The organism is Streptomyces sp. NRRL F-4489, assembly GCF_001509485.1.
Taxonomy (GTDB): domain Bacteria; phylum Actinomycetota; class Actinomycetes; order Streptomycetales; family Streptomycetaceae; genus Streptomyces.
In genome coordinates this window covers 54,505-72,083 of the sequence record NZ_LLZI01000024.1, presented here as the reverse complement: position 1 = coordinate 72,083, position 17,579 = coordinate 54,505, and the positions used below count along the sequence as shown (strand labels likewise).

Below are 17,579 nucleotides of genomic sequence, written 5' to 3'. Positions count from 1 at the left end.
TCCGGGGGCGGGCGGGGGTGCCTGAACCGGTGGCGCGGGCGGGTCCCGCGGCTGCCTATCCTGACCGCACGGTCCGATGACCTGGACCGTTTGCTGAGTATCCGTGGGAGAGCACGTGTATTTCACCGACCGTGGCATCGAGGAGCTGGAGAGCCGGCGCGGCGAGGAGGAGGTCAGCCTCGGGTGGCTGGCCGACCAGCTGCGGACGTTCGTGGACCTGAACCCGGACTTCGAGGTTCCGGTGGAGCGGCTGGCGACCTGGCTGGCGCGGCTGGACGACGAGGACGACGAGTAGGAGCCGGTCCGGGCCGCTTGACTCCCCCCGCCTGCGATATATCGTGTCTTCACGGGACGCGATATGTTGCGTCGTCCGGCTACCCAGGGGAGGCCAGGAATGTCAGCCCGGACCGAGTGGACGGTCTCCGCACCGCGCACGCTGGAGATCGAGGAGCCCGTCGACGCGCTCACCGTGCGGCTGGTGGGCGGCACCGTCAACGTCGTCGGCACCACCGAGGGCGGGCCGGCCCGGCTGGAGGTCTCCGAGCTCAGCGGGCCGCCGCTGGTCGTCACCCGCACCGGCACCACCCTCTCCATCGGCTATGACGACGTGCCCTGGAAGGGCTTCCTGTCGTTCCTGGACCGCGCGGGGTGGCGGCGCAGCGCGGTGGTCTCGGTGACGGTGCCGGCCGCCACCCGCGTCGAGGTCGGCGTGGCCGGCGCCGGCGCGGTGGTCTCCGGGATCGCGGGCAGCACCGAGCTGCGCGGGGTCAGCGGCGAGTGCACCCTGGTCGGCCTGTCCGGCCCGGTGCGCGCCGAGACGGTCTCCGGCAGCGTCCAGGCCCAGGCGCTCACCGGCGACCTGGTCTTCCACTCGGTCTCCGGCGATCTGACGGTCGTGGAGGGCACCGGCGCGGTGCGCGCCGAGTCCGTCAGCGGCGACATGGTCCTGGACCTCGACCCGGCGGCGGGCGCCCGGACCGACCTGGCCACGGTGTCCGGGGAGATCGCCATCCGGCTGCCCGACCCGGCCGACGCCCGGGTGGACGCCAACACCTCCACCGGCGCGGTCACCAACGCCTTCGACGGCCTGCGGGTCACCGGCCGGTGGGGCGCCAAGCGGATCACCGGCTCGCTCGGCGCCGGCACCGGCCGCCTGAAGGCCACCACGGTCTCCGGCTCCCTGGCCCTGCTGCGCCGCCCGCCCTACGAGGAGCCGGACCCCGGCCCGGAGGACGGCCCCGCCCCCACGACCCCGCCCGCCGGGAAGAAGGTGCTCTGAGCATGCCCCCCGTCTTCGCCCACGGCCGCCTGCGGCTCTACCTCCTCAAGCTGCTCGACGAGGCCCCGCGCCACGGCTACGAGATCATCCGCCTCCTGGAGGAGCGCTTCCAGGGGCTCTACGCGCCGTCCGCCGGGACGGTCTACCCGCGGCTGGCCAAGCTGGAGGCCGAGGGCCTGGTGACCCATACGACCGAGGGCGGCCGCAAGGTCTACGCCCTCACCCCCGCCGGCCGCGCCGAACTGGCCGACCGCGGCGGCGAGCTGGCCGAACTGGAGCTGGAGATCCGGGAGTCGGTGGCAGCGCTCGCCTCCGACATCCGGGAGGACGTCAGCGGTTCGGCGCGCCATCTGCGCCAGGAGGTCAGGGAGGCCGCCCGGCAGGCCAGGGCCGGCGCGGGCGGCGGCCGGCCGCGCCCGGAGGCGCCCGGCGACAAGGACGCCTGGCGGCAGGCGAAGGAGGAGTTCCGCCGCGCCAAGGAGGAGTGGAAGGAGCAGGCCCGCCGCGCCAAGGAGGAGAGCCGCCGCGCCCGGCAGGACGCCCAGCGCGCCCGCCAGCAGGCCCAGGACGCCCAGATGTTCGCCCGCGAGGAGATCCAGCGGGTGCTCCGCCACGTCCAGGACCAGGCCCAGGACGCGGTCCGCACGGGCGACTGGTCCTCGGCCCTGCGGGACGTCCTCTCCGAGGTCGGCCGCGAGGTGGGCCGCTATACGGGCAGCGCGTCACACGGCGGGGCGGCGCACGGCGGCGCGTCGCACGGCGGCGCGGAGGAGCCCGTGGACCTCGGCAAGGAGCACGCCGAGCCCGCCGGGGGCGCCGACCGGACTTCCGGGGCGGGAGAGCCTGCCGACCGGGCCGCCGGACGGCCGCCGCTGCCCGACTGGGCCACCGAGCCCGGCAGCGGCGATCCGGCCCGCGACTTCGACCGCCTCCTGGACCGCTTCCGCGACGACCTGCGGGACGCCGCACGCGACCACGGCGTCACCGCCGAGCAGCTCACCGCCGCCCGCCATCTGCTGGCGGACTCCGCCGCCCATGTCGGCGGGCTGCTGCGCCATCCAGCGAACGGCGGGGACGGGAGCCAGGACGCATAGGGCGTACGGGGATCGGCCGGGCCGCCCCAACGGCCCGGCCGCAGGCGGCAGTTGGCACCCGATTCCGTGACGGCGCCCGGCGCCCGCGTCAGCCCGCCCGCCCCGCGGCCCGCTCCCCCAGCGCCCGCTCCACGGCCTCGTACGTCACCCCGTGCCCGGCCAGTACCCCACCCGCCGGGCCGGACCGGGCGGTGAGCGCGAGCAGCAGATGCTCGTCGCCGATGTGCCGGTCGCCGCGCCCCAGCGCGATCCGCAGCGCCCGCTCCAGCACCGCCCGGGCATCCGGCGTGAGCCGCCCCCGGACCCGCTTCCGGCGCCCGCCGGCCGCCGCGCCGCCGGCCAGCGCCCCGGCCCCGTGCACGTCCTCCACCCGCGCCACGACCTCCTCGACGTCGATCCCGAGCCCGGCCAGCGCCGCCGCGTCCGCCGCCGAGAGGCCGCCGCGCCGCCGGACCGCCGCCAGGTCCCCGGCGAGCGCCGTCCGCGGCGCGCCGAGCCCGTCGAACACCGCCGCGGCCGGCGTACCCCGGCCGTCCAGCAGCGCGAGCAGCAACTCCGGCTCGCCGACGGCCTCCTGGCCGGTGCGGTCCGCGTGCTCCACCGCGCCCCGCACCACCGCGCGGGCCTCGGCCGTGAGCCTCTCGAACATCAGCGCCTCCCGTGCTTCTTGTGGACCGCCTGCCGGCTGACGCCCAGTTCGGCGGCGATCTCCTGCCACGACCAGCCCTTCGCCCGGGCGCTGCGCACCTGGACGGCCTCCAGCTGCTCCAGCAGCCGGCGGAGCGCGGCCACGGCGCGGAGGCCGGAGCGCGGGTCGGGGTCGCTCGCCCGCGCGGCGAGATCCGTTGCCTCGGTCATGTCCGTCAACGTACGTTGACGAGGACGCACCGTCAACCCTGGTTGACACGCCCGCGCCGTGAGCGGCGATCACCCTTGACCTCAACCGCACTTGAGGCCGCACGCTGCCCGTAACGCCGCACGCCACCGCCGCGGCGCACCCACCCGCACCCACCCGCACCCACGGAGATGCCATGTCGCCCCTCGACGCCTTCCCGGACGTCCGGCGTTCCGACGCCGGCACCGTTCTCGTCAGCAGCTGGATCGTCCCGGAGGCCCGCTTCCAGCGGCCGGCGGCGGACGCGGCGCTCGCCGCCTGGGAGGCGCGGCGGCGCCCGGACGCGATGCTGGCGCTGACCGCCCTGCTCAGCACGGACGGCACCCATGTCCTGTATTACGCGCAGTGGACGGACGACGAGGCCCACCGGGAGTGGGCGCGGACCGCGCGCCCCGCCGCCATCGAGCCGATCGACCGGGCCATCCCGGGCATCCACCGCCCCGGCGTGGTCCGTTACCGCCGCTACCGCAGCCACACCCCGGAGGAGGCCGTCCGGGCGCGGCCCGGCTACGTGGCCACCCCGGCCTTCGCCACCACCGGCCCGGACGCCCAGCGGGCGCTCGCCGACACCGTCATCGGGCTGTTGGAGAAGGAGCACGTTCCGGGCCTCCTCGCCGCCCACTTCCACGCCTCGAAGGACGGGACGCGGGTGCTCAACGTGGCGGAGTGGGCGAGCGGTTCGGCGTGGGAGGAGTTCGCCGCCGGGGGCGTCTCGGCCCGGCTGCGGGAGGCGATCGGGGCGCTGCCCGGCGTCACGCCCGTAGCGGCGGTGACGGCGGTATCGGCCGAGCACCCCGCCCCGCGGCCCCGGGTCGCCGGCTACCTGCCGTACAAGACGCTGGTCAACGTCCCGCCGCCGCAAGGCCGTTGACGTCCGACAACTCGATCAGCGCGGCGACGCCGGCCGTCCGGATCGCCAGGCGCGGCCCCACCGGTACCGTCTCCGCGGGCCCCGCCACCACCGCGTCGTACCGCCCCAGCCGGACCTCCGCCGCATCGGGCGACGCCGTGGCGCGGACGCGGGTCTCGCCCTCCAGCGCCACCACGACCGCGCACCCGGCCCCCGGCACGGCCACTTCCCCGCTGCTGCCGCGCACCATCGTGACGGCCGCGTCGGTCCGGTCCTCCCGGACCATCACATTGAGGTTGACGACCGGGCCGCCGAGCAGCCGGGAGTCGGTGACGGCGGCCCCGGGGAAGGCGAACGGGCGGTAGCGGCCGGGGAGTTGGCGGACGGTGCCGTCCACGGTCAGCTCCAGCCCGGCGCCGTCGACGACGGTGAGGATCCGCCGGACGCCGGGCAGCGGGGAGTACGGCCCGTCCCGGGTCACCTCGGCCAGGCTCACCCGCCAGGCGAAGGCGTCCCAGTCCGCGCCGGGCGGGTGCGCCGCGATCTCGCGGGTGAGGCCGCCGCCGTTGCGCCACGGCACGGCCGCCCGCTCCGCGGCCCGCAGGATCCGCACGCCGTCCCCTCTCCGCTCCACCGACTCCGGTTCACACCGCAAGGACGATTCACACCGTCTGGACGATTCAGACCGTCAGGACGATCTTCCCGAACAGCTCGCCCTCGGCCATCTTCGCGAAGCCCTCGCGGGCCCGGTCCAGCGGCAGCGTGGAGTCGATGACCGGGCGGATGCCCTTGGCGGCGCAGAAGCTGAGCAGGCCGGACAGCTCCTCCTTGCTGCCCATCGTGGAGCCGACGATCTTCAGCTCCAGGAAGAAGACGCGGTTCAGCTCCCCGCTCTTGGGCGTGAAGCCGCTGGTGGCACCCGAGATGACCAGAGTGCCGCCGGGGCGCAGGGACTTGACGGAGTGCGACCAGGTGGCCGCGCCGACCGTCTCGATGACCGCGTCCACCCGCCGGGGCAGCCGCTCGCCGGTCGCGAACGCCGCCTCGGCGCCCAGCTCCACCGCGCGCTTGCGCTTGGTCTCGTCCCGGCTGGTGGCGAAGACCCGCAGGCCCGCCGCGGCGCCCAGCACGATGGCGGCGGTGGCCACCCCGCCGCCGGCGCCCTGGACCAGCACGGTGTCCCCGGGCCGCACCCCGGCGTTGGTGAACAGCATGCGGTACGCGGTCAGCCAGGCGGTGGGCAGGCAGGCGGCCTCCGCGAACGACAGCTCCGCCGGCTTGGGGAGCACGTTCCAGGACGGTACGGTGACCCGCTCGGCGAAGGTGCCCTGATACCGCTCGGTGAGGATCGAGGGCTTCTCGGCCGGGCCGACGCCGTGGCCGGTCTGGCCGATGACGGAGTGCAGGACGACCTCGTTGCCGTGCTCGTCGATCCCGGCGGCGTCGCAGCCGAGGATCATCGGGAGCGCGTCCTCGGTGATCCCGACGCCGCGCAGCGTCCACAGGTCGTGGTGGTTGAGGGAGGCGGCCTTGACGTCGACGGTGGTCCAGCCGGGGCGGGCGGCGGGGGCCGGTCGCTCCCCCAGTTCGAGGCCGTTCAGCGGCTGGTCGCGGTCGATGCGGGCGGCGTAGGCAGCAAACATGATCCCAAGTTAGGGCGCCGGCGCGCGGTGCGACAGCGGGTGCGGGTGTGACACGCGCCGCGCCCACGCCGCCGGGTGGCCGGATCCGTACGCCCGAATCCGTACGTCCGAACCCGTACGTCCGGATGCCGCCACCGCCCCGGGACGCCGCCCTGTCCCGCAAAGCCGGACGGGCCGGGCGGCCCCCCGTGTTGGGGGTGCCGGCCCGGCCCGTCGGCCAGTGCAATGCAGTGCCGTGCCCTGCCGTGCCGCGTCGCGGCCCGGGGTCAGCGCCGCGCCACGCCCTCCGCACGGGCGGCGGCCGCGACGGCCGCGGTGACCGCCGGGGCGACCCGCTCGTCGAACGGCGAGGGGATGACCTTGTCGGCGCTCAGCTCACCGGCGACGACGGCGGCCAGCGCCTCGGCGGCGGCCAGCTTCATGCCCTCGGTGATCTGCGAGGCGCGCACCTGCATCGCGCCGGCGAAGATGCCGGGGAAGGCCAGCACGTTGTTGATCTGGTTCGGGAAGTCGCTGCGCCCGGTGGCGACCACGGCCGCGTACTTGTGCGCGACGTCCGGGTGGATCTCCGGGTTCGGGTTGGCCATCGCGAAGATCATGGAGTCCTTCGCCATGGTGGCCACCGCCTCCTCCGGCACCGTGCCGCCGGAGACGCCGATGAAGACGTCGGCGCCCTTCAGCGCGGTCTCCAGGGAGCCGGTCAGGCCCGCCTTGTTGGTGAAGCCGGCCAGCTCGCGCTTGACGTCCGTGAGGTCGCCGCGGTCCGCCGAGACGACGCCCTTGCGGTCGCACACCGCGACGTCGCCGATGCCCGCCTCGACGAGGATCTTGGCGATGGCGACACCGGCCGCGCCGGCGCCGGAGATGACCGCCCGCAGCTCGCCCAGCGACCGCTCGGTGAGCTTGGCGGCGTTCCGCAGGGCGGCCAGGGTGACCACGGCGGTGCCGTGCTGGTCGTCGTGGAAGACCGGGATGTCCAGGCGCTCCTTGAGCTTGGCCTCGATCTCGAAGCACCGGGGCGCCGAGATGTCCTCGAGGTTGACGCCGCCGAAGGAGGGCGCGAGGCGGACGACGGTGTCCACGATCTCGTCCGTGTCGGTGGTGGCGAGCGCGATCGGGACCGCGTCCACACCGCCGAACTGCTTGAAGAGGATGGCCTTGCCCTCCATCACGGGGAGGGAGGCTTCCGGGCCGATGTCGCCCAGGCCCAGCACCGCCGTGCCGTCGGTGACGACGGCGACGACCTGGGACTTCCACGTGTAGTCGTGCACGAGCTCGGGACGCTCGGCGATGGCGCTGCACACCTTGGCGACGCCCGGCGTGTACGCGAGGGACAGGTCGTCCTTGTCGCGCACCGGCACGGTGGCCTGGACGGCCATCTTGCCGCCCCGGTGCAGCGCGAAGGCCGGGTCGAGGAGTTCGCCGGACGTGCCGTCCGCGCCTTCTCCCGCGCCCGTCTCGCTGTCGCTGCGAGGATTGACGATCTCCGCTGCCACTGTTCTCTGACCCCTTTGTCGTAAATCTGTTGAGGGTGACCACTCCCTGGTTGGGGGGTGGGCGGGCACCGCGCCCGCGCCCTGCCCGGCGGATGGCCGCCGCGCGGGGGGAGGTACGGACGCCGGGCGCGCCGCACACGCGCCCTGAGCCCCGGATGAGGGGTGTAACGACCCTTTCTACCGGACGCGCATGCGAGGCGACGAGTCAGATGCGTTACCTGCCGGTACAAGGCTCCGACAATAGCGACGGAACGCCCGAAATCGCCGAAGATCCCTCGTGATTGTCCAAATTCCGAGACGCGGCCCGCGCTTCCGTCCCGGGACCGCGCCCCGCGCGTCCCGGCTTTCCCTTGCGCCGCACGGCCGGCGGCGTTCCTTGCCCGTCCGTTATCCGATTTTGACCTGTACGACAGTCCGAATACCGGAGTCCGGATGGCAAGATTCCGTCACCGACCGCGGGCCCCGCCCAAAGGTGCCCAAAGGTGTGCGCCGGCCCCTTCTCACCAGCACACCGGCTGCCCACACTGGCACGTCGGCTCCCCATCCGCAGGAGGATCAGCATGACCGCAGACACCACCCGTCGCGCGGCGGCCGGCAGGTCCGGCAGGGCCGCGGCGGCGATAGCCACGGTCACCGCATCGCTGCTGCTGCTCAGCGCCTGCGGTGACCAGACCGACGCGGCGATCGCCCGGCGGGAGGCGGCCAAGAACCGCAATCCGCACGCCCCGCTCTTCGCCAAGCTCCCCAAGGACATCCAGGAGAAGGGGATGCTCCAGGTCGGTTCGGACATCACTTACAAGCCGGTGGAGTTCCGCTCGAACGGCAAGGTGGAGGGCATTGATCCGGATCTCGCCGCGGCCCTGGGCAAAGAACTCGGCATCAAACTCAATTTCAACAACGCCACCTTCGACACCCTCATGGGCGGGATGAAGTCCAAGCGGTACGACATCGCGATGTCGGCGATGACCGATACCAAGGACCGCCAGCAGGGCGTCGACTCGACCACCGGCAAGAAGATCGGCGACGGCGTCGATTTCGTCGACTACCTCAACGTCGGGGTCTCCCTCTACACCCAGAAGGGCAAGACCAAGGGCATCGACGGCTGGGAGACCATGTGCGGCAAGAAGCTCGCCGTGCAGCGCGGCACCGTCTCCCACGACCTGGCCAAGGACAAGTCCAAGGCGTGTGAGGACGCCGGCCAGGACCCGATCTCCATCGAGGCGTTCGACAACGACTCCGAGGCCCAGACCCGGCTGCGGACCGGCGGCGTGGACGCGGTCTCCAGCGACTACCCGGTCGCGGCCTACGCGGTCAAGGTCTCCGGCGGCGGCAACGACTTCCAGATGGTCGGCGGCGCCCCGCTCAAGGCGGCCCCGTACGGCATCGCCGTCCCCAAGGGGCAGGACCAGCTGCGCGACGCCCTCAAGGCGGCCGTGGAGCTGGCGATCAAGAACCACGCGTACGAGCGCGTCCTGGCCAAGTGGAACGTCACGGACGCCGCGGTCAAGGAAGTGCAGATCAACGGCGGCACCTGAGCCGGCCCTCCGTCCCCGCCCCGCTCGCGCGCCCCGCGCGGCGCCGCTTCCGCCCACGCTGAAAGGCATCCTCCGTGTCAGTTGACGTCGACAAGCCGGCCGAGCCGCCGGCGGCCGCACCGCCGGCCCAGCCCGAGCCCATCAAAGCCGTCCCGGTCCGCCACTACGGGCGCTGGATCGCCGCGTTCGTCGTCATCGGGCTGCTGGCGCTGCTCGTACGGGCCTTCGCCTCCGGGAAGGTCAACTGGGGCGCGATACCGGAGTACATGTTCAACCCGGACATCCTCAAGGGCCTGCGCAACACCCTGTGGATCACCCTGCTGGCGATGGTGATCGGCGTCGGGCTCGGCGTCGTCCTCGCCGTGATGCGGCAGTCGAAGAACCCGGTGACCGCGTCCGTGGCGTGGTTCTACATCTGGTTCTTCCGCGGTACGCCGGTCTACGTCCAGCTCTTCCTGTGGTTCAACCTCGGCCTGGTCTTCCAGTACATCGACATCATGCCGATCTACAAGGACGAGTGGTCGGACTTCATGACCCCGTTCCTGTGCGCGCTGCTCGGGCTCGGCCTCAACGAGGCCGCGTACATGGCCGAGATCTGCCGGGCCGGTCTGAACGCCGTGGACGAGGGCCAGACCGAGGCCGCGCACGCGCTGGGCATGAGCCACGGCAAGACGCTGCGCCGGATCGTCGTGCCGCAGGCGATGCGGGTGATCGTGCCGCCGACCGGCAACGAGGTCATCAACATGCTCAAGACCTCGTCCCTGGTCATCGCCGTCCAGTACTACGACCTCCTCCAGGCCGCGCAGAACGTCGGCCGGGACTCCGGTGTGGTCGTCGAGATGCTGATCCTGGCCGCCGCCTGGTACCTCATCGCCACGACGGTGCTCAGCGTCGGCCAGTACTACCTGGAGCGCTACTACGCCCGCGGCTCCAGCCGCCAGCTTCCGCCCACCCCGTTCCAGCGCCTGAAGGCGAAGCTGGCCGGCCCGAACCGCGCCGGAGGTGCGGCATGAGCAAGTCCACCACGTCCACGGCCCCGTCCGGGAAGTCCGGGAAGTCCGGTGTCCCCATGGTCAAGGCGGAGGGCGTCCACAAGTCCTTCGGCTCGGCCCACATCCTCAAGGGCATCGACCTGGAGGTGGCGCCCGGCGAGGTCTTCTGCCTGATCGGCCCGTCCGGCTCCGGCAAGTCCACGTTCCTGCGGTGCATCAACCACCTGGAGAAGATCAACGCCGGGCGGCTGTCGGTCGACGGCGAACTGGTCGGCTACCGCGAGCACAACGGCCGGCTGCACGAGCTGCGGGACCGCGAGGTCGCCGCCCGCCGCCGCGATATCGGCATGGTCTTCCAGCGCTTCAACCTCTTCCCGCACATGACCGCGGTGGAGAACATCATGGAGGCGCCGGTCCAGGTCAAGCGCGAGTCCAAGGCCGCCGCCCGCGAGCGCGCCACCAAGCTCCTGGACCGGGTCGGGCTGGCCGACAAGGCCGGGAACTACCCCTCGCAGCTCTCCGGCGGCCAGCAGCAGCGGGTGGCGATCGCCCGGGCGCTGGCCATGGAACCCAAGCTGATGCTCTTCGACGAGCCGACCTCGGCCCTCGACCCGGAGCTGGTCGGCGACGTCCTGGACGTCATGAAGGACCTGGCCGCGGACGGGATGACCATGGTCGTGGTGACCCACGAGATGGGCTTCGCCCGCGAGGTCGGCGATTCGCTGGTCTTCATGGACGACGGCGTGGTGGTCGAATCCGGCCACCCGCGCGAGGTGCTGACCAACCCCCGGCACGAGCGGACCCAGTCCTTCCTCTCCAAGGTGCTCTGAACGGCTCCGCGACGGGCCCCGGCGGGCCCTGACAGCCGCGGCGGGCGGCACCCCTCTCAGGGGTCTTGGGCCGGCCCCCCCCCGGGGCCGGGGGGGCCCCCGCCCCCCGGGGCGGCGGCCCCCCCCTCCCGGCTCCCCCCGGCCGCGCCTCTGCGTCCCGGCCGGGTCGTAATACCCTCGTAGGGAAACCACTCATTACGCATGGGTAGCCGTACCCCAGCCCCGCGCCCGTAAGGAAGACAAGTGGACCTGGCCTCTTACTCGGACTACGCCGTGCGGCTGGTCAACACCGAGCAGCCCGAGCGCGGCGGGGACACCCTGACCTCGGTCGAGGCCGTCCGCGAGCTGTTCGGCCCGGCCCAGCAGGCGGCCCGGCGGGCCACCGAGAGCGATGTGACCCGGCTGCGCACCGTCCGCTCCCGGCTGCGCGCGGTCTTCGAGGCCGCCGACCGCGGCGACGAGGTCCTCGCGGTGGACCTGCTCAACGCGCTGATGATGGAGTTCCCGGTCAGCCCGCAGATCTCCGGCCACGAGCACCGCGACGACGACGGCCGCCCCAAATGGCATATGCACATCGCCGACCACGCCGCCAACGCCACCGCGGGCTTCACCGCGACCGCCTGCATGGGCCTGGCCTTCCACCTCACCGAGCTGGGCGTGGACCGCCTGGGCATCTGCGAGGCCAAGCCCTGCCGCAACGCCTATCTGGACACCTCGACCAACCGCTCCCGGCGCTACTGCTCCGACCGCTGCGCCACCCGCGCCAACGTCGCCGCCTACCGGGCCCGCAAGCGCCGGGAGAGCGGCCGCACCGCCGTCAGCGCCCAGGAGAGCACCGCCGCCGGCGAGCGCTGAATCCCGCGCGGCGGCCGCACCCGCAGCCAGGCCCGCGCGATCACCAGCTCATCGGGAACGGCGCCGAACTCCCGGCTGTCGTTCTCCACGTACGGGTTGTCGCCGCGCACCCACCAGCCGCCGTCCCGCCGCTCCACCGCGCGCTTGACGATCAGCAGGTCCTGCCGGAACGGATGGCGCACCACGACCACGTCGCCCGGCCGCACCACCGCCCCGTACTGGACGATCAGCTGGTCACCCGGCCGGAGGGTGGGCACCATCGACGGGTTGTAGACCTCCGCCAGGCCGAACGCCCGCAGCGCCCCGGCCCGCCCGGCACCCGTGCCGCCGCCGCTCTCCCGCTCCGGCTCGCGCACCCGCTCCGGCATCCGCACCTCCCGGTCCAGCCCCCGTGGAACCTCCACCGGACCATCCTCCATCAGTCCCGCCCCGGCACCGGACTTTTGCCCTAAGACCCCCGGGCCGCCCGAGAAAAGCCTTCCCGTACCGAGTAATCTCGCACCTGAGAAGACGATCACGAGGAAGGACTGAACATGCTTTCGCGCCTGTTCGCCCCCAAGGTGAGGGTCAGCGCCCACTGCGACCTCCCCTGCGGCGTGTACGACCCGGCCCAGGCCCGCATCGAGGCCGAGTCGGTCAAGGCCGTCCAGGAGAAGTACCAGGCCAACGAGGACGCGGACTTCCGCACCCGCGCCGTCCTGATCAAGGAGCAGCGCGCCGAGCTGGCCAAGCACCACGTCTCGGTGCTGTGGAGCGACTACTTCAAGCCCCCGCACTTCGAGAAGTACCCGGAGCTGCACCAGCTGGTCAACGACACCCTCAAGGCCCTCAGCGCGGCCAAGGGCTCGAACGACCCGGCCACCGGCCAGAAGGCGCTGGACCTGATCGCCCAGATCGACAAGATCTTCTGGGAGACCAAGAAGGCTTGATCTCCGGCCAGGCCATCTGACCCGCGGTTCCGCGGGTCACCTCGCCTCCCTGCCCGCACCCGGCCCGCAGCCGCCGCAATCCGGCGGTCAGGCGGACCGGGTGCGGTCGTTTGGGGGGCGGGTAACCTGCGGCCAGTCTGCTGACTGTGCTCAATCCCGCCTGTGTCCGGCCGCCGCCGGTGCTGCGAAGAGTGCGCCGATGTCTCCGCAGACGACCGCGGCATGAATAGGGTGGCGGGCCTGCCTCACAGTTCGAGATCATCCGGCCATGTCGGATGACACGCCAGGACAGGACCTTCCGGCCGGCTTCGGATTCCGGCCGTATCGCGGCGACGAAGACCACGGCCCCATGGCCACGGTGCGGCTGGGGTGTGCCGAACGGGACCGGGTCGACGCCCGTTCGGTTGTGGAAGGGCTCCCGACAGCGGCCGAGATCGCCGAAGCCTCGGCCACGCTGGAGGAGCCGTCCAAGAACCAGATCCTGGTGGTGCACGACGGGAGCGTCGTCGGCTACTCGACGATCCGGTGGTGGCAAGAGCGGGACGATACGTGGCTCTACCTGCACCGCGGCTACCTCCTGCCCGAGCACCGCCATCAGGGCGTCGGATCAGCCATGCTGAGCTGGGCCGAAGAGCGGATCCGCCAGCTCGTTCAAGAGCATGGAACGGCGCGGACGGCAGTGATCGGCGCGAACGCCATGGCCTCCGAGCAGGACGCCACGGCACTTCTGCGCGCAGCCGGCTACCGACGCGTCTTCAGCCTGGTCGAGCTGGAGCTGGGCGATCTGCAGCGGTTGCCCGAGCCGGCTGGCGAACTGCCGGCCGGGATACGGACAGGGCCGATCGGGCCCAGTCACTACCGTGCAGCCTGGAGGACGGTCGTCGATTCGTACGCGGACACCGGATTTACTCAGAAATGGTCCTTCCAGGACTTCGTCGACACCGCCGACCCGGCGTGCTGGAGGGCTGCGTGGAACGGGCAGGACATGCTCGGCGTGGCCCTCTGCTCCATCCGCCGCCACGACCACACCGTGGGCGAGGTCGAGGAACTGAGTGTCCGAACGGACCAGCGACGCCTCGGAATCGGCCGGGCCCTGCTGCTGGACGGGCTGCGAAGCCTTCGCAGCCATGGTGCAACGACCGCCCGGCTGTTCACGGGCACGGCAAACCCGCACCGGTCCTACGATCTTTACGAGAGTGTGGGGTTTCGGCGGCAGAACGAGTACGTCCGCTACCGCAAGCCGCTGGCGTGATGACGCAGTCGGCGGAGCAGGCCGCCGAACCGCCGGATGGCCTCTTGCCAGTCCGCAGCCACCTCGTTCGCCCCTGCATCCTCTCGGTATTCCCGCACCGGACTCGTCGATCACCAGGGAACCTCTTATCGCCCTGTTCGGAGTGCGTTCGCGGTCCGTCCACGATCACCACGTGCCGAGACCGGCGGTGGCCAACCTTGTCCCAACGGCAACCGGACAAGAAGGAGGACGACCGTGAGCAAGAACGGCCGCGTGGTGCTGGTCCGGGTAGGTGGAGCGGCTGCGGTGGTGACGGTGATCGTCGTACCGGAGGGGCGGGCTCATGCGACGGCCGTACCGGTACCCAAGCCGCGCCAAGGCCGGCGGCTGAGCGCACTGCGGGTAGCGGGCAGGCCGGCCCGGGCGATAACCCCCGCCTATAGGCCCCTGACCCCCTGGTGGGTCGGGGCGAGGGGGCCGCCGTGGTGGAGGAGCCAGGTGTGGTAGGCGTCGCTGGCCCAGGCGATTTCGGCGTAGGCGGCGGTGAGGTCGGCGAAGAGGTCGCCGGCGGAGGCGGCCGGGGGGCCGTCGGCGCGGCAGGCCATGAAGAGGCGGACGGCGAGCGGGTCGCCGTGCAGGGGGCGGATGGCCATGCCGGGGCGGGAGCGGGCGGTGGGCTGGCAGGGGGTGACCACCTCGCCGGCCATGACGAGGTCGACGGCGGTGAGGTAATCGCCGTGCACGACGCGGGGGTTGATGCCGGCCGCGGCCCAGATGCGGCGCAGGCCGGCCCATTCGCCGTCGACGGTGGGGTCGACCATCCACTGGTCGGCGGCGAGGTCGGCGACCCGGACGACCGGGTGCGCGGCGGCCGGGTGGCTTTCGGCCAGGGCGATGAACTGCGGTTCGCGGGCGAGGAGTTCATGGCAGACCAGGCCGTCCGGGACGCGCAGCGGGGCGCCCTCGACCTCGTGCACGAAGGCCGCGTCGAGCTGGCCCATGGCGACCATGTGCAGCAGGGCGTTGGCGGAGACGTCGGTCCGTATCGTGGTGTCGGTCTCCGGGAGGCGGGTGCGCAGCCGGCGCAGCCAGCCGGCGACGGCGGGGCTGTTGGTGCTGCCGATGCGCAGCCGGGTGCCCTCCTCGCGGACCGAGACGGAGGCGATCTCCTCGACAAGTGCCCGCATCTCGGCCACTATCGGCCGGGCGCGGCAGAGCACCGAGTGGCCGAGCGGGGTGGGGCGGCTGCCGGTGGGCTCGCGGAAGAAGAGCTGGCCGCCGAGGGCCTTCTCGATGCGGTGGAGCTGGGTCGTCAGGGAGGGCTGCGTCATCCCCAGCTGCCGGGCCGCCTTGCGCACGCTGCCGGTGTCGGCGATGGCGCACAGTGCGCGAAGATGCCTTACCTCTAGCTCCACGCCGGGAGCATAAACGCGCGGGCGCGGCTCACACCAGAGTCTTCCGGGGCCGTGAACGCCGGGCTTTCACGGGCCTTTTGCCCCGTGGCCATCGGGGGTATCGCTTCGCGCTATCGCCACCTGGCATCTCCGTCCGGCGGGTGAACTCCGTCCACACTCAACGGCACCAAGAAATCCGCAGGGCCCCGGCCGCCGCCCCACACGGCGGCCGTACGGCCCCTCGGAGACGAAGGAGCCCCCCACATGAGATCTCCCAAGACGGCGCTGTCGGCTGCGCTCGGTCTGGGTCTCGCCGCCGCGCTCGCCGCGGCGGCCCCCGTGTCCGCGACCTCCCCCGCGCACTCCGCCACCCACCGCAGCACCCCCGCCTCGATCGCCGCCTACACCGGTTCGGCGGCCGAGAAGGCGGACACCAAGGCGTTCTTCGACGCCGTGCTGAAGTCGGCCCGGGCGAAGCTGAAGGCCAATCCGCAGCTGAAGACGGTCACCGTCACCTACGACGCCAGCGCGGCCCCCACCTTCGCCGGCGAGATATCCCGGAGCGCGTCCATCTGGAACAGCGCGGTCAGCAACGTCAAGCTCCAGGCGGGCCGCGGCGGTGACTTCCAGTACCGCGAGGGCAACGACCCGCGCGGTTCGTACGCCAGCACCGACGGCCACGGCCGGGGCTTCGTCTTCATCGACTACAGCCAGGCCCAGCAGTACAACCGCACCCGCATCGTCGCGCACGAGACCGGCCATGTGCTGGGCCTGCCGGACCACTACGAGGGTCCGTGCAGCGAGCTGATGTCCGGCGGCGGGCCCGGCCCGTCCTGCCAGAACACCCAGCCGGACGCCAACGAGCGCGCCCAGGTGGACCAGCTCTGGGCGAACGGCCTGGCCGGGGCCCGCTCCGGCGGCTGACCCCCGGGCCGTCCCCGGGAGGCGGTCGGCGGTTCCCGCCGCATCCCGGCCGGGCTGACGGTGGCCGGGCAGCGGACGGGCCGGGGCTGACGGAGCCGGTACCTGGCGGCCGGTTCCGTACCCCCCACCAGTCCCCGTGCATCCGTACGTCCGCCCATCGCGGTGGGGCTCTTCTTCCGGAGCCCCACCGCTTCGCCGTGCAAGGGGAGTTGGCCCCGGGCGCACCCGGTCAGGACAGCAGGGCGTGGGCGAGGGCGACGCCCGCGAAGGCGGCGCCCAGGCCGGCCGCCAGGCTCAGCACGACGTTGAGCGCCGCGTAGCCGCGCGCCCCGTCGGCGGCCAGCCGCAGCGTCTCGTAGGAGAACGTCGAATACGTCGTCAGGGCGCCGCACAGGCCGGTGCCGAGGAACAGCTGGGCGTGCGGGCCGGCGGCGCCGGAGGCGACCGCGCCGGTCAGCAGGCCGAGGATCAGGCTCCCGGCGGCGTTGACGGTGAACGTGCCCCAGGGCAGCACCGAGTCGTGCCGGGCCTGGACGAAGCGGTCGGTGAGGAAGCGCAGCGGTGCCCCGACCACGGCACCGGCCACCACCAGCAGCCAGTTCACGCGGGTGCGCCCTCCCCGCCGGCGGAGCCGTCCGCGTCGTCCGCCCGGCGCCCGAACGTGATCGTCTCGCACGGGTCGAGGGTCACCAGGCCGCCGCCGGCGAGGAGTTCGGCCAGCTGCGGCAGGAAGGCCCGCACCCGTTCCTCGGTGTCCACGACGACCACCGCGACCGGCAGTTCCTCGCTGAGCGACAGCAGCCGCTGGGTGTGGATGACCGACGTCGACCCGAAGCCCTCGACGCCGCGGAAAGCGCTGGCGCCGGCCAGTCCGGCCGCGCGGGCCCGGTGGACGATCTCCGCGTAGAGCGGCCGGTGGTGCCAGGCGTCCTGCTCGCCGACCAGTACGGTCAGCCGCAGCCCCGGGCGCCCGGTGGGCACCCCGCCGGGCCGCGCGTTCGCCGTCCGGTCCGTCATGCCGTCCGCCTCCGCAGTCCGAGGAGCGCGCGGGTGGCCGTCCCGGCGAGCGCGACGGCCGTGAGCGCGGCGAGCAGGGTGCCGGCCAGGTAGGCCAGGGCGAGCGGCAGCCGGCCGGCGTCCACGAGGTGGGTGAGGTCCACGGTGTACGTGGAGAAGGTGGTGAAGCCGCCGAGGATGCCGGTGCCCAGGAACGGGCGGAGCAGCCGGTGGGCCGTCCACGCCTCGGTGATCAGCACCATCAGCACGCCCATCAGGGCGCAGCCGGCCGCGTTGACCAGCAGCGTGGTCCAGGGGAAAGCGCCGGGGGCGGTGGGCCAGAGCAGGCCGGCGCCGTAGCGGGCCGCGGCGCCGATCCCGCCGCCGGCGGCCACCGCGCCGATCACCGGCCACTCGCCCTGCCAGGGCAGCGGCCGGCGGGCTCGCTCGTCCATGGGTCCGCGGTCCCCCTGTCGGTCAGCTGATGTCGGCGGGTCCGGCCGTACGGGACGGGGGCCGCGCCGCCCTCAGGCTAAGCCTGGCCGCTTGACACCGCTAAACATGGGATGTTCCCATCACCGGTGGAATGGTGTCCGTATCCGATCGGTCGGCGGACATCGGGGGGACGGTTTCCAC

Annotated in this window: 21 protein-coding genes; 11 read left to right on the top strand and 10 right to left on the bottom strand. The window is 72.8% G+C overall.

What is annotated here, in order from left to right; all coding sequences use genetic code 11:
• The first annotated feature begins 115 nt into the window (after positions 1–115).
• The 3 genes from ADL22_RS04220 to ADL22_RS04210 all read left to right on the top strand — a co-directional run bounded on the left by ADL22_RS04220 (position 116) and on the right by ADL22_RS04210 (position 2,373).
• A complete protein-coding gene (locus ADL22_RS04220) occupies positions 116–295 on the top strand; it encodes a DUF6104 family protein (RefSeq protein ID WP_066973960.1) in 180 nt (59 codons plus the stop codon).
• A gap of 99 nt (positions 296–394) precedes the next feature.
• The gene (locus ADL22_RS04215) at positions 395–1,279 is read left to right on the top strand and encodes a DUF4097 family beta strand repeat-containing protein (protein WP_066973958.1); all 885 of its coding nucleotides are present in this window, start codon (positions 395–397) and stop codon (positions 1,277–1,279) included.
• Between the two features lie 2 nt (positions 1,280–1,281).
• A complete protein-coding gene (locus tag ADL22_RS04210) occupies positions 1,282–2,373 on the top strand; it encodes a PadR family transcriptional regulator (protein ID WP_066973957.1) in 1,092 nt (363 codons plus the stop codon).
• A gap of 88 nt (positions 2,374–2,461) precedes the next feature.
• Here ADL22_RS04210 and ADL22_RS04205 read toward each other — a convergent pair whose 3' ends face one another.
• Together ADL22_RS04205 and ADL22_RS04200 are read right to left on the bottom strand one after the other, a co-directional pair.
• Positions 2,462–3,022, bottom strand: coding sequence for a Clp protease N-terminal domain-containing protein (locus ADL22_RS04205; protein ID WP_066973955.1), 561 nt, complete (start codon positions 3,020–3,022; stop codon positions 2,462–2,464).
• Positions 3,022–3,231 carry a helix-turn-helix domain-containing protein gene (locus tag ADL22_RS04200; RefSeq protein WP_066973953.1) on the bottom strand — a complete coding sequence of 70 codons (210 nt, stop codon included), beginning with the start codon at positions 3,229–3,231 and terminating at the stop codon, positions 3,022–3,024. The genes ADL22_RS04205 and ADL22_RS04200 overlap by 1 nt, the downstream gene beginning before the upstream one ends.
• 173 nt (positions 3,232–3,404) lie before the next feature.
• Between ADL22_RS04200 and ADL22_RS04195 the strand changes: the two genes are divergently transcribed.
• Entirely contained in the window at positions 3,405–4,139 is a 735-nt protein-coding gene (locus ADL22_RS04195) for an antibiotic biosynthesis monooxygenase (protein ID WP_066973951.1), read from the top strand.
• Here ADL22_RS04195 and ADL22_RS04190 read toward each other — a convergent pair.
• The 3 genes from ADL22_RS04190 to ADL22_RS04180 all read right to left on the bottom strand — a co-directional run bounded on the left by ADL22_RS04190 (position 4,111) and on the right by ADL22_RS04180 (position 7,257).
• The gene (locus tag ADL22_RS04190) at positions 4,111–4,731 is read right to left on the bottom strand and encodes a HutD family protein (protein WP_066973949.1); all 621 of its coding nucleotides are present in this window, start codon (positions 4,729–4,731) and stop codon (positions 4,111–4,113) included. The genes ADL22_RS04195 and ADL22_RS04190 overlap by 29 nt on opposite strands.
• Before the next feature lie 67 nt (positions 4,732–4,798).
• Positions 4,799–5,761, bottom strand: a complete 963-nt coding sequence (locus ADL22_RS04185) for a zinc-binding dehydrogenase (protein ID WP_066973947.1) — start codon at positions 5,759–5,761, stop codon at positions 4,799–4,801.
• Positions 5,762–6,027: 266 nt separating this feature from the next.
• Positions 6,028–7,257: an NAD(P)-dependent malic enzyme gene (locus ADL22_RS04180; RefSeq protein ID WP_066973945.1), complete on the bottom strand. Its 1,230-nt coding sequence runs from the start codon at positions 7,255–7,257 to the stop codon at positions 6,028–6,030.
• A gap of 560 nt (positions 7,258–7,817) precedes the next feature.
• Here ADL22_RS04180 and ADL22_RS04175 point away from each other — a divergent pair.
• The 4 genes from ADL22_RS04175 (at position 7,818) to ADL22_RS04160 (ending at position 11,469) form a co-directional block, all read left to right on the top strand.
• Entirely contained in the window at positions 7,818–8,792 is a 975-nt protein-coding gene (locus tag ADL22_RS04175; RefSeq protein WP_066973943.1) for an ABC transporter substrate-binding protein, read from the top strand.
• Between the two features lie 74 nt (positions 8,793–8,866).
• On the top strand, positions 8,867–9,805 hold the full coding sequence (locus ADL22_RS04170; protein WP_066973941.1) for an amino acid ABC transporter permease: 939 nt from the start codon (positions 8,867–8,869) through the stop codon (positions 9,803–9,805).
• Positions 9,806–9,861: 56 nt separating this feature from the next.
• Complete coding sequence (locus ADL22_RS04165) at positions 9,862–10,614, top strand: amino acid ABC transporter ATP-binding protein (protein ID WP_066974009.1); 753 nt, start codon at positions 9,862–9,864, stop codon at positions 10,612–10,614.
• A gap of 243 nt (positions 10,615–10,857) precedes the next feature.
• The gene (locus ADL22_RS04160) at positions 10,858–11,469 is read left to right on the top strand and encodes a CGNR zinc finger domain-containing protein (RefSeq protein ID WP_066973939.1); all 612 of its coding nucleotides are present in this window, start codon (positions 10,858–10,860) and stop codon (positions 11,467–11,469) included.
• On the opposite strand, the gene sodX is transcribed toward ADL22_RS04160, so the two are convergent.
• Positions 11,391–11,837: a nickel-type superoxide dismutase maturation protease gene (gene sodX / locus ADL22_RS04155; RefSeq protein WP_066974007.1), complete on the bottom strand. Its 447-nt coding sequence runs from the start codon at positions 11,835–11,837 to the stop codon at positions 11,391–11,393. The two genes, ADL22_RS04160 and sodX, sit on opposite strands and share 79 nt — an antisense overlap.
• Before the next feature lie 165 nt (positions 11,838–12,002).
• Here sodX and sodN point away from each other — a divergent pair, with 165 nt between their 5' ends.
• Positions 12,003–12,398 (top strand): superoxide dismutase, Ni, encoded by a 396-nt coding sequence (gene sodN / locus ADL22_RS04150; protein ID WP_066973937.1) that lies wholly within the window; start codon positions 12,003–12,005, stop codon positions 12,396–12,398.
• Positions 12,399–12,666: 268 nt separating this feature from the next.
• Complete coding sequence (locus ADL22_RS04145) at positions 12,667–13,650, top strand: GNAT family N-acetyltransferase (RefSeq protein WP_066973935.1); 984 nt, start codon at positions 12,667–12,669, stop codon at positions 13,648–13,650.
• Positions 13,651–14,066: 416 nt separating this feature from the next.
• Here ADL22_RS04145 and ADL22_RS04140 read toward each other — a convergent pair whose 3' ends face one another.
• Positions 14,067–15,044 (bottom strand): LysR family transcriptional regulator, encoded by a 978-nt coding sequence (locus ADL22_RS04140; RefSeq protein ID WP_066973933.1) that lies wholly within the window; start codon positions 15,042–15,044, stop codon positions 14,067–14,069.
• Between the two features lie 243 nt (positions 15,045–15,287).
• Between ADL22_RS04140 and snpA the strand changes: the two genes are divergently transcribed.
• Positions 15,288–15,947, top strand: coding sequence for a snapalysin (gene snpA, locus ADL22_RS04135; protein ID WP_066973931.1), 660 nt, complete (start codon positions 15,288–15,290; stop codon positions 15,945–15,947).
• Positions 15,948–16,176: 229 nt separating this feature from the next.
• On the opposite strand, the gene crcB is transcribed toward snpA, so the two are convergent.
• From crcB to ADL22_RS04120, 3 genes are read right to left on the bottom strand one after another with little or no spacing between them, the layout of a single operon-like run.
• The gene (gene crcB / locus ADL22_RS04130) at positions 16,177–16,551 is read right to left on the bottom strand and encodes a fluoride efflux transporter CrcB (protein WP_066973929.1); all 375 of its coding nucleotides are present in this window, start codon (positions 16,549–16,551) and stop codon (positions 16,177–16,179) included.
• The gene (locus tag ADL22_RS04125) at positions 16,548–16,964 is read right to left on the bottom strand and encodes a DUF190 domain-containing protein (protein WP_066973927.1); all 417 of its coding nucleotides are present in this window, start codon (positions 16,962–16,964) and stop codon (positions 16,548–16,550) included. The genes crcB and ADL22_RS04125 overlap by 4 nt, the downstream gene beginning before the upstream one ends.
• Positions 16,961–17,398 (bottom strand): fluoride efflux transporter FluC, encoded by a 438-nt coding sequence (locus ADL22_RS04120; protein ID WP_066973925.1) that lies wholly within the window; start codon positions 17,396–17,398, stop codon positions 16,961–16,963. Before ADL22_RS04120 ends, ADL22_RS04125 begins: the two co-directional genes overlap by 4 nt.
• Between the last annotated feature and the right edge of the window lie 181 nt (positions 17,399–17,579).

Excerpts from the sequence above, each read along its gene's own strand:
- ADL22_RS04215 (WP_066973958.1), top strand. The coding sequence starts at position 395 with ATGTCAGCCCGGACCGAGTGGACGGTCTCCGCACCGCGCACGCTGGAG.
- ADL22_RS04210 (WP_066973957.1), top strand. The coding sequence starts at position 1,282 with ATGCCCCCCGTCTTCGCCCACGGCCGCCTGCGGCTCTACCTCCTCAAG.
- ADL22_RS04205 (WP_066973955.1), bottom strand. The coding sequence starts at position 3,022 with ATGTTCGAGAGGCTCACGGCCGAGGCCCGCGCGGTGGTGCGGGGCGCG.
- ADL22_RS04200 (WP_066973953.1), bottom strand. The coding sequence starts at position 3,231 with ATGACCGAGGCAACGGATCTCGCCGCGCGGGCGAGCGACCCCGACCCG.
- ADL22_RS04195 (WP_066973951.1), top strand. The coding sequence starts at position 3,405 with ATGTCGCCCCTCGACGCCTTCCCGGACGTCCGGCGTTCCGACGCCGGC.
- ADL22_RS04185 (WP_066973947.1), bottom strand. The coding sequence starts at position 5,761 with ATGTTTGCTGCCTACGCCGCCCGCATCGACCGCGACCAGCCGCTGAAC.
- ADL22_RS04175 (WP_066973943.1), top strand. The coding sequence starts at position 7,818 with ATGACCGCAGACACCACCCGTCGCGCGGCGGCCGGCAGGTCCGGCAGG.
- ADL22_RS04165 (WP_066974009.1), top strand. The coding sequence starts at position 9,862 with ATGGTCAAGGCGGAGGGCGTCCACAAGTCCTTCGGCTCGGCCCACATC.
- sodX (WP_066974007.1), bottom strand. The coding sequence starts at position 11,837 with ATGCCGGAGCGGGTGCGCGAGCCGGAGCGGGAGAGCGGCGGCGGCACG.
- sodN (WP_066973937.1), top strand. The coding sequence starts at position 12,003 with ATGCTTTCGCGCCTGTTCGCCCCCAAGGTGAGGGTCAGCGCCCACTGC.
- ADL22_RS04145 (WP_066973935.1), top strand. The coding sequence starts at position 12,667 with ATGTCGGATGACACGCCAGGACAGGACCTTCCGGCCGGCTTCGGATTC.
- snpA (WP_066973931.1), top strand. The coding sequence starts at position 15,288 with ATGAGATCTCCCAAGACGGCGCTGTCGGCTGCGCTCGGTCTGGGTCTC.
- ADL22_RS04125 (WP_066973927.1), bottom strand. The coding sequence starts at position 16,964 with ATGACGGACCGGACGGCGAACGCGCGGCCCGGCGGGGTGCCCACCGGG.
- ADL22_RS04120 (WP_066973925.1), bottom strand. The coding sequence starts at position 17,398 with ATGGACGAGCGAGCCCGCCGGCCGCTGCCCTGGCAGGGCGAGTGGCCG.